The following is a 1343-nucleotide window of genomic DNA, read 5'->3' as shown; positions in this document are numbered from 1 at the left end:
CCCGTCGAAAAGGGGATGCTCCTATAGATTGTCAACCCGCGGCGGGCAGATCGCCGGGCGCGGTTGTGAATCCTGTTGGGCGTGTGAGTTCCTGGTATATCTCGCGAGCGATGGCCCGCTTCAGACAGCGCATGATGTCCTTCTTCGATAGACCTTCGGCGGTTCGCCGCCGCGCGTAGGTGCGGGTGCGTTCGTCGTATTTGAGGCGGACGACCGCGATGGTGTGCAGTGCCTTATTCGCTGCCCTGTCGCCGCCTCGATTGAGCCGATGACGGTTCGTGCGTCCCGATGATGCCGGGATCGGGGCAACCCCGGCGAGATGAGCGAAAGAGGCCTCCGACCGCAGCCGCTCAGGGTTGTCGCCAGCGGTCACCAACAGTTGTCCGGCGACCTCAGTGCCGACGCCGGCCTTGGCCAGTAGGCCCGGGGCTGCTTCTGCCGTCAGTTCGTCCAGGACGGCATCAAACTCACCGATTTCGACGCTCAAGGCAATGTGACGACGAGCCAGGGATCGCAATGTCAGTTTGGTCGCCTCAACTGGCGACGAGAGCTCAGTGCCGGGTCGCAGACGCGACAGAGCCTGGATCAATGCGGTGGCCCCCAACGGTTTCATCTGTTCTCGCAAGTCTATCGGGCCGGTGATCAGTAACCCACGAATCTGGTTGATGCACTGAGTCTTTGCCTTGACTGCCGACCGACGAGCGACGCGAAGGCAACGGATAGACTCCACGATGCCGTCTCGCGATTTCGGAACGCCGGCAGCCCGACCAGAGGCCACCGCTTGGGCTGCTGCGTAGGCATCAACGGGATCAGACTTGCCGTTGGCGCGACGCGTTGCACGGTCCGGTCGGTTGACCTCGATCACCGCCAGGCCCGCAGCTGTCAACACCCGGCCCAGCTGGGCTCCGTAGGTACCCGTGCCCTCCACTCCCGCAGCTGCGACTGATCCGAACGAGACGATCCAGTCCAGCAGTCTGCGGTAGCCGCCCGGATCCGCAGGGAATTCCCGGTCGCCGAGGTGGCGACCGAGGCAGTCGACGACAGCAACGTGGTGCGTATCGGCGTGAGTATCGACACCGACAAAGACATCGGTCGGATCGGCGGGCATCGGCCTCCTTCAGTGGCGCTGACAACGGGCAGCACCCTGAGCGCGGGCCGAAGGGACAAGACAGTGATGGGCCCCGTTGCTACGACAAGCTCCTATAAGGTCACCAAGCACGCCCTCAACGGGTGCATGGACCTCGGTGACGGACCGGCAGATCCCACTCCAAGGCAGCCATCCAGCGCCGGTCAATTTTCGGGCCAGGCCCGCCACCAAGCTCCCCAGCAATAATCACTGTCAA

1 protein-coding gene is annotated in these 1343 nt (G+C 63.4%); it reads right to left on the bottom strand.

Annotation, left to right across the window (positions count from 1 at the left end):
* Positions 1–31 precede the first annotated feature (31 nt).
* A complete protein-coding gene (locus AC5Y7V_RS31355) occupies positions 32–1108 on the bottom strand; it encodes an IS110 family RNA-guided transposase (RefSeq protein WP_225337026.1) in 1077 nt (358 codons plus the stop codon).
* Between the last annotated feature and the right edge of the window lie 235 nt (positions 1109–1343).

This window comes from Mycobacterium sp. NGS34, from assembly GCF_059812845.1.
This window is presented reverse-complemented; position numbering and strand designations above follow the sequence as displayed.

Coding starts and splice junctions, on each gene's coding strand:
- AC5Y7V_RS31355 (WP_225337026.1), bottom strand. CDS start 1,108: ATGCCCGCCGATCCGACCGATGTCTTTGTCGGTGTCGATACTCACGCC.